Genomic DNA, 13398 nt, shown 5'->3' with positions numbered 1-13398 from the left:
GGATTCATGATCGATGTGATAGTGGTGGGCGGCGGACCGACCGGACTGATGCTCGCCAGCGAACTGCGCCTACACGGCGTCGACGTGCGGATCCTCGAAAAGGACCCCGAACCGACCCCGGTCGTGCGCTCCCTCGGCCTGCACGCCCGCAGCATCGAGATCATGGACCAGCGTGGCCTGCTCGACCGGTTCCTCGCCCTCGGCACCCGACACCCCGTCGGCGGTTTCTTCGCCGGCATCAGCAAACCCGCACCCGACCAGCTCGACACCGCACACCCCTACGTCCTCGGTATCCCCCAGCCCACCACCGACCGCCTCCTCGCCGAACACGCCACCGCCCTCGGCGCCGACCTCCACCGCGGCCACGAACTGGTCGGACTCGACCAGAACGACGACACGGTCACCGCGCACCTGGCCGACGGCACCCACCTCCACGCCCGCTACCTCGTCGGCTGCGACGGCGGCCGCAGCACCGTCCGCAAACTGCTCGGCGTCGCCTTCCCAGGCGAACCCACCCGACACCAGACGCTCCTCGCCGAAGTGGAACTGACCGCCCCACCGGAAACAATCAACGCCATCGTGACCAAGGTCCGCGAAACCCACAAACGATTCGGCGCCGGCCCGCTGGGAAACGGGCTGTACCGCCTCATCGCACCCGCCGACGGCGTCGTCGAGGACCGCACCCCACCCACCCTCGACGAACTCAAACAGCGGATGCGCGCACTCGCCGGCACCGACTTCGGCGCACACTCACCCCGCTGGCTCTCCCGCTTCGGTGACGCCACCCGCCAGGCCGAGCACTACCGCACCGGCCGGGTCCTGCTCGCCGGCGACGCCGCGCACATCCACCCACCGACCGGCGGCCAGGGACTCAACCTCGGCGTGCAGGACGCGTTCAACCTCGGCTGGAAACTCGCCGCCACCATCAACGGCTGGGCACCAGCCGGACTGCTCGACACCTACCACACCGAACGACACCCGGTCGCCGCCGACGTCCTCACCAACACCCGCGCGCAGATGGAACTGATGTCCCTCGACCCCGGCCCGCGGGCGGTACGCCGACTCCTGACCGAACTGATGGACTTCGACGACGTCAACCGGCACCTCACCGAGAAAATCATCGCGATCGGAATCCGCTACGACTTCGGCGCCGGCCACCGGCTGCTCGGCCGGCGGATGCGCGACATCGCACTCAAACACGGCCGCCTCTACCCGCTGATGCACCACGGCCGCGGACTGCTCCTCGACCAGACCGGCCAGCTCTCCACCGCCGGCTGGACCGACCGTGTCGACCACGTCATCGACGTCAGCGACGAACTCGACGTCCCCGCCGCGCTCCTACGCCCCGACGGCCACATCGCCTGGGTCGGCGACGACCAGCACGACCTGCTCCACCACCTACCCACCTGGTTCGGCACCGACACCGGTCAGCCGAGAGCCCGCCCGAACCGCACCATCCTGTCCCGGACAGAACCATCCGGCTCCCACCCCAGACCCGAGTAGAAACGCATCGCCCGCGTGTTCACCGCCAGCACCCACAACACCGCGGACGTGCAACCAGCCGCACGCAGCCCACGAACCGCGGCCGCCATCAGACAACCCCCGACATCCCGCCCCCAGCAGGCCGGCAGAACATAGAACGCGGTGATCTCACCCACCCCCACCGCACCCAGATCCCCATCCCGCGCGGGACACAGCTCCACGAAACCGACGACAACCCCCGCATCGTCCGCGACCAGAACACCCCGCCCCGGCCATCCCGCCTGCCGCACCGCCTCGGCCCACCGGGGCACCCGCTGCGCCGGCCGCAGACCGTCGAGCAACGGCTGCGGCAACATCCCCCGATACCCGGCCCGCGACGACAGCACATGGACCCGCGCGATCCCCTCCACATCGGCCACCGCAGCCCGCCGGACATCCACCCGACGATCATCCCACCGAAGCGCCCACCGGCCAGCCCTGATCAATACACTCCATCGTCTCCTACGCGAGCAGCGCGACCACCCTGCGGACCACCGCGACCGCGCAGTACCCACACGGCCCAGGAGAGGCGGAGGCACCATGTCCGAGCCCGACCGGAGAACGCACACCCACGAGGTCATCACCAATGCGCTGGTGGGCCGATTGATCGCCGCACAGTTCCCCGCGTGGGCAAGCCTTCCTCTCCAACCGGTCCGCTCCACGGGCACTGACAACGCGATCTACCGCCTTGGCGTGGACCTGGCGGTACGGCTGCCCCGCACCCCCGCAGCGGCCGGGCAGACAGACAAGGAACACCACTGGCTGCCGCAGCTCGCGCCACTACTACCACTGGACATCCCGGTCCCACTCGCGACGGGTACACCCGGCGAGGGCTATCCCTGGCCCTGGTCGGTCCACCAGTGGCTGGAAGGCGAAGACCTACTCACCGAGCCCGCCGCCGACCCACACCGCCTGGCCATCGAACTGGGAAACTTCCTCACAGCCCTGCAACAGGCAGACTCCACCGGGGGACCACCGCCGTATGGGACACGGCCGTGCGCGCACCCCGCTGGCACGGCACGCCAGTATGGATCCACGGCGATCTCCTCCCCGGGAATCTACTCACCCACGCCGGCCGTCTACAGGCCGTCATCGACTTCGGCGGCCTGGGCGTGGGAGATCCGGCCTGCGACGCGATGGCCGCCTGGACCCTGCTGCCCGCCGAAGACCGCGAAGCGTTCCGAAACACGATCGGAGCCGATGACGCGACCTGGGCACGAGGCCGCGGCTGGGCGCTGTCCTTCGGACTCATCGCCCTGCCCCACTACCAGAACAGCAACCCCACCCTCGCCCGCATCGCCCGGCGCACCATCGACGAGGCCCTCACCGACCCATCGCGGCCACCGCTCAGCGACACCAGCGAAACTCACCCGGCGAAATCCAAACCCATGACCACCGATCATGCCGCGATACCGTCTCGCGACCACGTCGTGGACGCACTCGCCGACCTGCTGACCAGCACCCACCCGGACCGGATACTGCGCGTCGCGATCGACGGCCCGGACGCCACCGGCAAGACGACCCTGGCGGACGAGCTCGCCGCCACACCCCCGGCCCGGGACCGGCCCGTCATCCGCGCCAGTGTCGACGACTTCCACCAGCCCCGGGCCGTCCGCCACCGCCGCGGGTCCCTGTCCCCGGACGGCTACTTCCACGACGCGTTCGACTACACCGCCCTACGCCGCCTCCTCCTCGACCCACTCGGCCCGGATGGTGACCGGCGCTACCGCACCACCAGCCTCGACCATCACAGTGACGCCCCGCCCGAGGGCCCCACCCGCGCGGCGGCCGGCAACGCGGTGCTGATCGTCGACCCAGGACCACGCCGACGTGCTGATCGACCACGAACGCCCAGAAGCTCCCCGCGTTCTGCGCTGGCCAAGGCGACCAGGCCCCTGACCAGTCCGGCCACAGCCCTACCGGGCGGCGCGCCGCCCGGCCCCCGCCCGGCTGCGAGCCACCAGATCCGCGGCCGCCTCGGACCAGTCGGGCAGGTCGAAGGTGAACCCCGCGTCGAGCAGCCGGCCCGGCACCACCCGCCGGCTCTTCAGCAGCAGCTCGGTGTCGCTGCGCATCGCGAACGCCCCCAGCTCGGCCATCCACGCCGTCGCCGGCGACCCCACCCGCACCCCGACCGCCGACCGCAGACCCGCGACGAACTCCCGGTACGGCAGCGGGTTCGGCGACGCCAGATTCACCGGCCCCACCAGATCGTCACACTCCACCAGGAACATCACCGCCCGGGCGAAATCACGGTCGTGAATCCACGACATGTACTGCCGGCCCCCCGCCACCGGCCCACCGAGACCCAGACGGGTCCATCCGCCACAGCACGTCGAACGCGCCACCCCGGCCCGGAGCCATCACGATGCTCGTCCGCAGCGCCACTCGGCGGGTGGCCGGCGTCGCCGCCCGCGTCTGCGCGGCCTCCCACCGGCGGGCGATGTCGACGCTGAACGCCCAGTACGCCGGCACATCTTCCTCGCCACCACCGACAATTCCCGACGCCTCGTCGTTGGCCCGGTCGAAACCGTGCGCGTAGATCGTGGCGGTGCTCATCTGCAACCACACCCGCGGCGGACGGGCCGCCCCGGCGATCGCCGCCCCCACCACAGCCGCGGAATCCACCCGCGACGCCATCATCTCCGCCAGATTCGCCTTGGTGTACCGGCAGTTCGCACTGCGCCCGGCCAGGTTCACCACCGCATCCGCGCCATCCACCTCCGAATTTCCCTGTGGTGTTTTTAGGTTGTCAAGTGACTTTGAAGATCAAAATGCGGTGAGGCGCGCGGTCAACGTTGTTGATTATCTTGACGATGCGGGGCTACGGGCTGGCTGTCCGGTCGGGCTCGTGACCGGACAGCCAGCCCGCGAGCATGGTCAGGCCCCCGGTGGGCGCCGGCCGGAGATGACGGTGGCGCTCAGGTCCTCGCAAGTCGCGACCGTGGTGACGAGGCCGGCGCACCGGAACGTCTCCCCCGCCCGCGGCGCCTGGGCCCGGCTGGTCTCGACGAGCACACTCCCCCCGGGCGCCAACCAGGCCGTGGCCTCGGTGGCCACCCGGCGCAGCACGTCCAACCCGTCCGAACCACCGTCGAGGGCCTCGCGTGGCTCGTGGACCCGCGCCTCGGGGGGCAACAGCCCCAACCGGCCCGTCGGAACGTACGGGACGTTGGCCACCAGGAGGTCCACCCGCCCGCGCAACACCGACGGCAGCGCCGCGAAAAGATCACCGGTGTAGACCCGGGCCGGTGCCCGGGTGACCCGCGCCGGCCCGGTCAGGTTACGTCGGGCGCAGGCGACCGCGACCGGGTCGACGTCCGCCGCGTGCAGGTCGACCGGCCCGTCGACGGCGCCGGCGAGCGCCGCGCCGACCGCGCCCGACCCGCAGCACAGATCGACGACCATCCAGCCCGCCGCCGTCCGGGGCCGGTCCCCCACAGTCATCGCGGCGCTCAGGATCGCCGCGGCCCGGTGGACGAGGAACTCGGTGCGGCGGCGAGGGACGAACACCCGCTCGTCGACGGCGACCCGCAGGCCGCAGAACGACACCCAGCCCAGCACATGCTCCAACGGCAGCCCGGACACCCGGCGGGCGACCATCTCGGCGAGCTCGTCGGGTGTCCGCGCGGCGGACAGCAGCAGCGCGGCCTCCTCCTCGGCGAACACACAACCAGCCCCGCGCAGCCCCGCCACGACGGCCGACCGGTCAGGGCAGGAACACGACGAACCCGAGACAGCGAGCGAAGGAGAAGGCGCAGGAGACGACGAAGACGAAGACGAAGACGGAGAAACGATGGAACCCGACATGAGGACCTTCCGGAACACCGAGAGCGCACTGCACGGCGCACCGGTCCCGCGCACGGCGCCGCCCGGCGCCGGACGCCTCAGCGGGCGGCGCGGTGAGCGGGTCGGCCGGCGGATCTGGTGAACGCGCGAGGAGAGCGCCCAGCCTGCGACAGCGGGATCGGGCTCACCTCCCCGGATCGGGCGGCACCCGGGTCGCCTGACGACCCACGGCACCGGCACGGGCGCGGACACCGCCGGTGCCGGAAGGGCAGCCGATCCACCTCAGCGGCCTCGTCAGCGGCTCCAGCCGTCACCAGCGCGTTCTCAGGTCCCGTTCCTACCGCGTCCACCCCGCCGCGTCCACCCCGCGCGCACGGGTCACCCGCCGTTTCCCCGGCCGCCACCCGGGTCGCGCACGATCCACTTCGGGGTTCGTCCGGTAGAACCGGAGGCATGAGCTCGGCCGACGATCCCGGGACGACACCGGCAGACGACGATCCCAGCGCCACGACCCGGACAGGTGGTGTCCAGACCGCGCCATCACCGGCACCGCGGTGCGTCTTCCCCGGCTGCGAGCGGCCCACCGCACCCGCCGACCGGCCCGGACGGCCGCCGTCCTACTGCGACGACCCGGCCCACAACCGGCTCGCGGCCTACCGGCGTCGCCGCGACCTCGCCCGCCGGGAGAACACCCCACCCCTCGGCGGGGATCCGACGGCGGCCCACCCACCGGTCGCCCGGCCGATCGCCGCCGGACGGTTGCGCGCCGACGAGCTCGCCGCGCAGATCCGTGCGCTCGCCGCCGACCTGACCCGTTCCCTGGACGGCTTCTCCCGGGAGATGGCCGGCCTGGGTGATGTCGCCCGCGCCGAGGCGCAGGTCGAGGCGGCCGAAGCCGACGCCGCCGAACGGGTCGCGGAGGCGGTGGCCCGGGCGGTACGCGGCGAGCAGGCCGCCCGGGCCGAGCAGGCCGCCCGCGCCGAGGCCGAGGCGGTCGCCGCCGAAGCGGTCGCCGCCCTCGAGGACGCCGAGCGGCGCCTGGCCGCCGCCGAGACGGCGCACGCCGACGCGCTCGCCGCGGCCGTGGCGGCGTCCCACGCCGACGCCGAGACCCGCCTCGAGCAGGAACGGGCCCGCGCCGACGCCGAGATCGAGCGGGCCCGGCGGGAGGCGGCCACCGAGATCGGCCGGGTCCGCGCCGACGCCGAACGGGTCCGTGCCGAACTGAGCGCGGAGACCGACCGGCTCACCGTGGCGTTGCAGGCCGCGGAACGGGCCGCCGAGCGTGACGCGGCGGCCCTCGGCGAGCTGCGGGTGGACCGCGACCATCTGCGGGCCGACCGCGACCGGATCCGCGACGACGCCCGCCGCGAACGCGACGAACTGGTCCGCGCGCACGCCGACGCCCAGGCCGAGACCGCCCGGGTCCGCGCGGCCGCCGCCGAGGACCTCGAACGGGAACGGAGCAGCGCCGCCGACCAGCGGGAACGGGCCCGGGCCGAGGCGGCGTCCCGGCTGGCGGCCGAGCAGCAGGCCGCCGCCGAGCGGCTCGCCGTGCTCACCGACGCCCGCGCCGAGGCCCGGGTCCGCGCCGAACGCGCCGAACGGCAGGTCGACGAGCTCACCGCCGAGCTGCGCGCCGCCCGTACCCCACCCCCGGCCGAACCGGCGGTGGGGCCGCGGTGAACCGGGCGGCGCGCAGGCCCACGGGCGAAGGTCAGGCCGCCGGGTGCAGGGCGCGGGCGAACAGCGCCAGCGACCTCTCCCAGTGCCGCTCCGCCGCGGCCTCGTCGTACACCGGGAAGTCGACGAGCGCGAACCCGTGCCGAGCCGGGAGGATCTCCGTCTCGTAGTCCACCTTCGCCTCGTCCAGCGCCGCCACCAGCCGGGCGTGGTCAGCGGCGGTGTGGTGGGGGTCGTCGGTGGCGATCGCGATGTACAGCGCGGCGCGGATCCGGTCCGCCGCCAGGTACGGACTGGACGGATCGTCGCTGCCCAGCCCACCACCGTGGATCGACGCCGCCGCCGCGACCCGCTCCGGGTGCGCCGTCGCCGCGGTGAACGCCATCCGGCCGCCGATGCAGTAGCCGATGGTCCCCACCGGGCCGTCCAGCGCGCCCGGCTCACCGGCCAGGACGTCCAGCAGTGCGCCGGTGTCGGCCATCACCCGCGGCGGGGTCGCCTGGGAGGTGACCCGGCCCAGCCAGGCGCGCTGCTCCGGATCGGCGAAGTCGATCTTCGCCGGTGGCGTCGCGTCGGCCCCCGCGCGGTGGAACACGTTCGGCACCGCCACCAGGTAGCCCGCCGACGCCAGCCGCGCCGCCATCCGATGCACCGTGTCCCGGACGCCGTAGGCGTCCGGGTACATGATCACAACCGGGGCCGGAGCCCCGCCCTCGGGGGCGTGGAGATAGACGTCCATCGGCCCGTCTGCCGTCGGGACGTCACGTCGGGACACCGCCATCGGATCACCTTTCACTCGCACCGGCCGCCGACACGACGGCCTGGACAAAGCATTCACCAGCCCCCCTCGGCGGCGTCGAGGAGGGCACGGGCGGCCAGGGCGACACCGGAGGCCGGGAGGGGCCCGCCCGGCCGGTACGGCGCGGCGGGCGACGGCCCGCGCCTCGGCGGGAACGGAGGATCCGCTCCTGTTACGCTCCTTGCGGAGCGGAGCCTCCGCTCCGCAAGCCTGGAGGGTCCATGATCCAACCCGCCCGCAGAACCCACCACCAGGTCACGTTCGCCGTGCTCGCACTCGCGGTGGCCACCTACGCGCTCCTGCAGTCCCTGGTCAACCCCGTACTACCGACGATCATGGTCGCCCTGCACACCAACCAGACCACGGTCACCTGGGTACTGACCGCCTACCTGCTCTCCGCGTCGATCTTCACCCCGATCATGGGCCGCATCGGAGACAGCGTCGGCAAGAAGAAAATGCTGCTGGTCGCCCTGGCCGCCCTCGCGATCGGCTCAGCCCTGGCCGCCCTCGCCACCGGAATCACCCTGATGATCATCGCTCGGGTGATCCAGGGGGTGGGCGGAGGCGTCCTCCCGCTGGCGTTCGGCATCGTGCGCGACGAGCTACCCCCCACCAAGGTCTCCAGCGCCATCGGGGTCCTGGCCGCACTGACCGCGGTGGGCGCCGGCCTCGGCCTGGTCCTCGCCGGGCCGATCGTCGACCTGCTGGACTACCACTGGCTGTTCTGGGTTCCCCTGATCATGATCCTGATCGCCGCCGCGGCCGCCGTCGTGTTCATCCCCGAATCCGCCATCCGCACCCCCACGCGCATCAGCATCCCGCCGGCGCTGCTGCTGTCCGCCTGGCTGGTCTGCCTACTGCTCGGCCTGTCCGAAGGCCCGGACTGGGGCTGGACCTCCGGCGCGGTGATCGCCCTGCTCGTCGGCGCCGTGCTGCTCGGCGCGACCTGGGCCCTCGTCGAGGCCCGCTCCGCCGCCCCCCTCATCGACATGACCATGATGCGCCTGCCGGCGGTCTGGACCGCCAACCTCGTCGCCCTGCTCGTCGGCGTCGGAATGTACGCCTTCATGGCCTTCCTGCCGCAGTTCGTCCAGACACCCCCCTCCGCCGGATACGGCTTCGGAGCGACCATCACCGAATCCGGGCTGATCCTGCTGCCCCTCAGCGTGACCATGTTCATCGTTGGTATCGCCTCCGGCCCGCTCGCCGCCCGCTTCGGCGCCAAGGCGGTCGTCGTCACCGGCGCCGCGGTCACGATCGCCTCGTTCTCCCTGCTCGCCTTCGCCCACGACGACAAATGGGAGCTCTACATCGCCGCCGCGGTGATGGGCATCGGCATCGGCCTGACCTTCTCCGCCATGGCCAGTCTCATCGTCGAATCCGTCCCCGCCACCCAGACCGGCGTCGCCTCGGGCATGAACGCCAACATCCGGACCATCGGCGGCTCCATCGGCGCCGCGCTGATGGCCACCGTCGTCACCTCCGGCGCCGCGCCCGGCGGCCTGCCCCGGGAGGCCGGCTACACCCACGGCTTCCTCATGCTCGCCGGCGCCACCGTGCTCGCCCTGCTCGCGGCCCTGGCCATCCCCGCCGCCCGGCGCGGCCACCCGGCGACCGCCGAGGACCTGCCGCACCCCGAACTCGGGCTGGTCCCCGGCGGCACCCTGCTCGGAGCCGACCCGGAATGAGCAGACCCGCGCTACGCCGACCAGACCCGGACTGTCCGGTCAACCACGATCCGTCGGCTCACCCGGTTAGGGTGATAGCCCGATGATCGGGTGACGATTCTGAGGCGGACTCGACTGTGATCTCCACGGCGACCGGCGGTGCCAACCGGAACACCGGGGACGGCACCGCCACCGAGGCGGGTCCACGGCTGCGCCGCGACGCCGCCGCCAACCGCCAACGCCTCATCACCACCGCCATCGAGGTCTTCAACGACGAGGGCATCGAGGCCGGCGTCGAACACATCGCCCAACGCGCCGGCCTCGGGATCGGCACCCTCTACCGCCACTTCCCCACCAAACAGGCCCTCATCGAACACCTGATCCACGCCATCCTCACCGAGATGGGCGGAGCCGCCGACACCGCCCGGGCCACCCCCGACGGACACGGCCTGGAACGCTACGTCCGCGCGGTCGCCAACACCATGGCCGCCCACCGCGGCTGCCTCGCCCGGCTGTGGGAACGCGCCCCCGCCCCCGAACAGGCCAAGATGCGCCAGGCCGCCGCCGACCTGCTCCACGACGCCCAGCAGGCCGGCGCCATCCGCGACGACGTCACACTCACCGATGTCCTGATGACCCTGCGCTCACTGCGCGGAATCGTCGAGGCACCCGCCGGCGACGACGACCCCGCCCCGGCCTGCCAGCGTCACCTCGACTTCATCTTCGCCGGGATGCGTCCCACCCGAAGCCAGCCGGCCGCCGGCACCGGATCCGGGCCCGGTGGCACCGCGCGTCCAGGCGTGTCTAAGCAGCCGACCGTCACCTGATTCGACATACGATCTAACTCCTGGTAATGATCGGGAGAGGCTGTCTGATCATGATGCGCGAAGTACAGGAACGGACAAGCCCCGCACCCGACCCCTCGGCCACCGTCCCACCACCCCGCACCCACCCCACGGGCGAGCAGCCACCCCACCCCGCACCCACCGGGCCGCCACCCGCGCCGGCAGCCGCCACCGGGACGACCACCCCGGCGCACGACCCCGTCGCCAAGGCCGCCAGCCGCTACCGGCGCAGCCGCCGCCTGACCGGCATCACCATCGGCGCCCTTCTCCTCACCCCCGGCTGGACACTGGCAGCCGTCGTCGCCACCCGCTACCTCACCGGAACCCACCTGGGCACCCCCTGGTACACCACCACCATCGCCCTGGCCGCCACCGGCACACTCATCCACACCCTGATCTTCGCCAGTCCGACCGGAGCCCTGCTCCGAGAACGCCCCCCTTACGACCGGGTCGACGACCTCGCCTACCACTACCTACGCGTAGGCCACGCCGCCAGCACCGAAAGCACCACCCCACCCACCCCCGAACTCCTCACCGCCGCCGGCCGAGCCGCCCGCCGGCTGAGCGTCACCTGCCCCCACAGCGCCTCCCGCCTCAAAGCGGCGATGCTCGCCCAGCGCTACTTCGACACCGCCGCCAGCACCACCGCACCAGGCCGGCCGCCCAGCGCCACCGACCTCGCCGAAACCCTCGAGACCACCCACCGCCTCCTCACCTCCCTACGCCCCGTCTGACCACTCGACACCACCCGAGTCGCCACCGAGGGAACACGGCGGCCGTCGATCATGAGGTTCCGCGGAACCCCCACTCCCTACACGACAGCCATCGACCCATATAAAGATCATATGAATATGATGGTCAAATGGGTATCGAGGACATACGCGAGCCGACCTTCCTGGTCCTCGCGGCTCTCGCGGACGGGGCCAAACACGGATACGCGTTGATCCAGGAGGTCGACGCCATCTCCGACGGCCGGGTGACCCTACGAGCCGGCACCCTCTACGCGGCCCTCAGCCGGCTCGCCGACCAGGGGCTGGTACGCCGGACCGGCGAAGAGGTCGTCGACGGTCGCCTGCGGCGCTACTACGACCTCACCGACGCCGGCGCCGAGGTTCTCACCGAACAGGCCGCCCGGCTGCGCGCGAACGCCGCCGAGGCCGACCGCCGGCTACGCTCACGGACCCGGCCGCGCGCGGCACAGGCATGACAGCCCCGCACCTCGAGAGCGCCTACCGCCGACTGCTGCGGTGCTACCCCCGCAGCTGGCGGCAGGCGAACGAAGACGAAGTCCTCGCCACCCTGCTGGACATCGCGGACGCCCGCGGACGCACCGGACCGAGCCCCGTCGACGCCGCGGACCTCATCGTGCACGGCCTCGCCGCCCGCTTTGGTGTCACACTCGGCCTGATACCCGCAGCGGTTCGGCACCGCATCGCGATCCTGGCGCTGGCCTCCACTGCCACGCTGTCGATGTTCCTGCTCGTCGTCGCCGAAGTACTGCCCGAACCGTTCCCGGACAACCACGGCTACGAGCCGTCCAGCACCGGCCTGACCTTCGGCCCCTTCGTCACTCTCGGCGTTGTCATCTACCCGATCCCGGTCCTCGCGTTCACCGCCGCCGCACTCGGCGCCCGCCGGGTCGCCCGCGGACTGCTGGGGATCACCTGCCTCGCGGTGTGTGCGGTGGTGCCGGCGGCCGCGCACACCGCCGCCGAACGGCCACAGATGTACCTGCTCATGGTCCTGGGCCTGCTCGCCGGAATGGCTGCCGCCGGCATGCCACCAGCAGTCCGCCGCCGCGACCTCTTCACCGCCGCGGCCGCGTTCGTCCTGCTCCTGTCCATCGCGACCGCCCGCAGCGCGCTGTTCCTGCACCGGACGTACATCGGCGCCAGCTGGAACTGGCCGTTGACCGCCTACCGCTCCCCAGGCGGACTCCTCGACACCGTCGAGATGGTCGTGCCGGCCACCGTCGCCGTCGCCGCCCTCGTGGCGACCGCGGCCAGCCCGCGACGACCCGGCTGGGTCGTGACAACCTTTGTGATCGGTGGAACATGGTCACTGATGCCGGTCGCGCATTCACTCCGCTACGGCCGCTGGGGCCGGGAGGACAACGTCACCGGAGCGACGTTCGCCCTCGCGTTCAGCCTCATCACCGTGGCGGCCGTCATCGACCTTTTCCGCGTCGCCGGGCTACGCGTCGTGTGGCGCTCGGACCCGCCAAGCCGCTGACCCCGGCCGTCACTAGCGGCGCGCTGCGGCCGACGAACCGTGGGTCCCTCCCGGCCAGGTGGAATGGATCCATCGGAAATGAAACAAGATCACAACGGGCCGGCGGCGACGTCAACACTGTTGACTATCTTGGTGAGTGACGGTTCCCCGCCGCGGGCGACTCACCAGAGCGCCTGGTCGAGGCGATGTTCGACGCGGCGGCCAACGGCCTGGTGGCCCCCCTCGGCCCGCGCGCTGGACCTGCCCGGCATCCTCAACCTGCGTGACGTCGGCGACTACCCGACCCGCCACATCGTCGACGCCTTCGTGCGTTCGGGCCTGCGCTGAGTTTCAGGGCCTCGCCGAGGTTCAGGCCCGCGCCACGGGGCCGGGCAGCAGATCCGCGCTGCCCCCGGGGCCGACGGCGGCGCGGACGTCGGCCGGGCCCACCGGCTCACCGCACTGCGAGCAGGTGGGCACCGTGTGGAACACCTCGCCGCAGCCGCGGTGCCGCACAATCACCGGCGGGCCCGCGGGCGCGGCGTGCCGGTCGCCCCACTGCCGCATCGCGGACAGCACCGGCCACAGGTCGCGGCCCTTGTCGGTGAGCCGGTAGTCGTAGCGCGGCGGGTGTTCCCGGTAGGCGGTCCTGGTCAGAACGCCGGCCTCGACCAGGCCGGCGAGGCGCTGGGTGAGCACGTTGCGGGAGATCCCGAGCCGGCGCTGGAAGTCGTCGAAGCGGCTCACCCCCAGGAAGGCGTCGCGCAGGATCAGCATCGTCCACCACTCGCCGACGACCTCGAGGCACTGCGCCACCGAGCAGTTCATGTCCGCGAAGCTCTTGCGCTCCATGCCCCCACGCTAGTCAGTTGCGTGATGGAAC

14 protein-coding genes and 2 pseudogenes are annotated in these 13398 nt (G+C 72.2%); 10 read left to right on the top strand and 6 right to left on the bottom strand.

The annotated features are described in order from the left end of the window. Positions 1 to 6: 6 nt before the first annotated feature. On the top strand, positions 7 to 1503 hold the full coding sequence (rox, locus tag B056_RS38830) for a rifampin monooxygenase (RefSeq protein WP_035753536.1): 1497 nt from the start codon (positions 7 to 9) through the stop codon (positions 1501 to 1503). Here the strand turns inward: rox and B056_RS0131960 are convergent. After that, positions 1428 to 1838, bottom strand: a complete 411-nt coding sequence (locus tag B056_RS0131960) for a GNAT family N-acetyltransferase (protein ID WP_230203299.1) — start codon at positions 1836 to 1838, stop codon at positions 1428 to 1430. The genes rox and B056_RS0131960 overlap by 76 nt on opposite strands. A 223-nt stretch (positions 1839 to 2061) precedes the next feature. On the opposite strand from B056_RS0131960, the pseudogene B056_RS41325 reads away from it, so the two are divergent. Further along, positions 2062 to 2693: pseudogene (locus B056_RS41325) on the top strand (phosphotransferase); the annotation flags it as partial. On the opposite strand, the gene B056_RS45105 reads toward B056_RS41325, so the two are convergent. From B056_RS45105 to B056_RS0131950, 3 genes and pseudogenes are all read right to left on the bottom strand, one after another. After that, positions 2601 to 3140: a hypothetical protein gene (locus B056_RS45105; RefSeq protein WP_230203294.1), complete on the bottom strand. Its 540-nt coding sequence runs from the start codon at positions 3138 to 3140 to the stop codon at positions 2601 to 2603. The pseudogene B056_RS41325 and the gene B056_RS45105 overlap by 93 nt on opposite strands. 297 nt (positions 3141 to 3437) lie before the next feature. Then, positions 3438 to 4242: pseudogene (locus tag B056_RS46275) on the bottom strand (DUF1731 domain-containing protein); the annotation flags it as partial. Positions 4243 to 4401: 159 nt separating this feature from the next. Then, positions 4402 to 5331, bottom strand: a complete 930-nt coding sequence (locus tag B056_RS0131950) for a putative protein N(5)-glutamine methyltransferase (protein WP_051105794.1) — start codon at positions 5329 to 5331, stop codon at positions 4402 to 4404. On the opposite strand from B056_RS0131950, the gene B056_RS45595 reads away from it, so the two are divergent. Both B056_RS45595 and B056_RS0131940 read left to right on the top strand, forming a co-directional pair. After that, positions 5330 to 5452, top strand: coding sequence for a hypothetical protein (locus B056_RS45595; RefSeq protein ID WP_268258405.1), 123 nt, complete (start codon positions 5330 to 5332; stop codon positions 5450 to 5452). The two genes, B056_RS0131950 and B056_RS45595, sit on opposite strands and share 2 nt — an antisense overlap. 311 nt (positions 5453 to 5763) lie before the next feature. Beyond that, complete coding sequence (locus tag B056_RS0131940) at positions 5764 to 6996, top strand: coiled-coil domain-containing protein (RefSeq protein ID WP_018505913.1); 1233 nt, start codon at positions 5764 to 5766, stop codon at positions 6994 to 6996. Positions 6997 to 7027: 31 nt separating this feature from the next. On the opposite strand, the gene B056_RS0131935 is transcribed toward B056_RS0131940, so the two are convergent. Further along, complete coding sequence (locus tag B056_RS0131935) at positions 7028 to 7774, bottom strand: dienelactone hydrolase family protein (RefSeq protein WP_026240381.1); 747 nt, start codon at positions 7772 to 7774, stop codon at positions 7028 to 7030. A gap of 239 nt (positions 7775 to 8013) precedes the next feature. Between B056_RS0131935 and B056_RS0131930 the strand changes: the two genes are divergently transcribed. The 6 genes from B056_RS0131930 (at position 8014) to B056_RS0131905 (ending at position 12863) form a co-directional block, all read left to right on the top strand. After that, a complete protein-coding gene (locus tag B056_RS0131930; protein WP_018505911.1) occupies positions 8014 to 9480 on the top strand; it encodes an MFS transporter in 1467 nt (488 codons plus the stop codon). 116 nt (positions 9481 to 9596) lie between these two features. Continuing rightward, complete coding sequence (locus B056_RS38820) at positions 9597 to 10286, top strand: TetR/AcrR family transcriptional regulator (protein ID WP_018505910.1); 690 nt, start codon at positions 9597 to 9599, stop codon at positions 10284 to 10286. Between the two features lie 50 nt (positions 10287 to 10336). Further along, positions 10337 to 11038, top strand: coding sequence for a hypothetical protein (locus B056_RS38815; protein ID WP_035753533.1), 702 nt, complete (start codon positions 10337 to 10339; stop codon positions 11036 to 11038). 128 nt (positions 11039 to 11166) lie between these two features. After that, positions 11167 to 11511 carry a PadR family transcriptional regulator gene (locus B056_RS0131915; RefSeq protein WP_018505909.1) on the top strand — a complete coding sequence of 115 codons (345 nt, stop codon included), beginning with the start codon at positions 11167 to 11169 and terminating at the stop codon, positions 11509 to 11511. Next, entirely contained in the window at positions 11508 to 12536 is a 1029-nt protein-coding gene (locus tag B056_RS0131910) for a hypothetical protein (RefSeq protein WP_018505908.1), read from the top strand. Before B056_RS0131915 ends, B056_RS0131910 begins: the two co-directional genes overlap by 4 nt. A gap of 132 nt (positions 12537 to 12668) precedes the next feature. Then, positions 12669 to 12863: a hypothetical protein gene (locus B056_RS0131905; protein ID WP_018505907.1), complete on the top strand. Its 195-nt coding sequence runs from the start codon at positions 12669 to 12671 to the stop codon at positions 12861 to 12863. Positions 12864 to 12884: 21 nt separating this feature from the next. Here B056_RS0131905 and B056_RS0131900 read toward each other — a convergent pair whose 3' ends face one another. Next, entirely contained in the window at positions 12885 to 13367 is a 483-nt protein-coding gene (locus B056_RS0131900) for a winged helix-turn-helix transcriptional regulator (protein WP_018505906.1), read from the bottom strand. Positions 13368 to 13398 lie beyond the last annotated feature (31 nt).

It is taken from the genome of Parafrankia discariae, from assembly GCF_000373365.1.
Taxonomy (GTDB): domain Bacteria; phylum Actinomycetota; class Actinomycetes; order Frankiales; family Frankiaceae; genus Parafrankia; species Parafrankia discariae.
Note: the sequence above shows the minus strand (reverse complement) of the source record. Positions and strands in the feature narration are given on the sequence as shown.